Raw genomic sequence first — 787 nt, 5'->3', positions numbered from 1 at the left:
CTCAAAAAAAATGGACGGATAAAGATTTTAATGACTTATCTATTAGTGCTAACACAGCAAGAAGACAATTTAAAAAACAATTTGGGATGACTTTTATTGAATATGCTCGAGCCCGCCGTCTTGGTATAGCATTTAATCATATTCGCAATGGTAAACCTTTAATTCACACTCAGCTTGATAGTGGATTTGAATCCAGCAATGGATTTCGTGATGCTTTTACGCGCATAATGGGGGCCGTTCCAAAGAGAAATAAACAAGTAAAACTTTTAACGGCAAAGTGGATTGAAACAAAATTAGGTTCGATGATTGCAATAGCCGATGACGTCGCTCTATATCTTTTGGAGTTCGTTGATAGAAGAGGATTAGAAAAGGAAATTGAAAATATGCGGACAAAACTTTCTGCAGCCATCATACCTGGAACAAATCAAATCGTCCAGCATCTTGAAAATGAACTACAGGAATATTTTGAAGGTACACGCTTTTCCTTTCAAACACCCATTACAGATGAAATTGGATCAAGCTTCCAAATAGAAGTTTGGCGGATATTGAGAGGGATATGCCCGGGAAGTACAATAAGTTACAAAGATTTAGCAATAGAAATAGGAAATCCTAAAGCTTATCGTGCTGTCGCTCGAGCAAATGGAGCAAATCAAATTTCGCTTCTTATTCCTTGTCATAGAGTGATCAATACAAATGGAGATCTTGGTGGGTATGGCGGGGGCATTCAAAGAAAGTCTTGGCTGCTTGAATTAGAGAAAAAATATAACAATATTTTGTAAAGGAAGAC

At 37.1% G+C, this 787-nt stretch carries 1 protein-coding gene; it reads left to right on the top strand.

Annotation, left to right across the window (positions count from 1 at the left end):
• Positions 1-779: bifunctional transcriptional activator/DNA repair enzyme AdaA (locus AC3G7N_RS20820; protein ID WP_489424070.1), on the top strand; the 779-nt coding region annotated here is incomplete at its 5' end.
• Positions 780-787 lie beyond the last annotated feature (8 nt).

The organism is Virgibacillus carmonensis (assembly GCF_057836705.1).
This window is presented reverse-complemented; position numbering and strand designations above follow the sequence as displayed.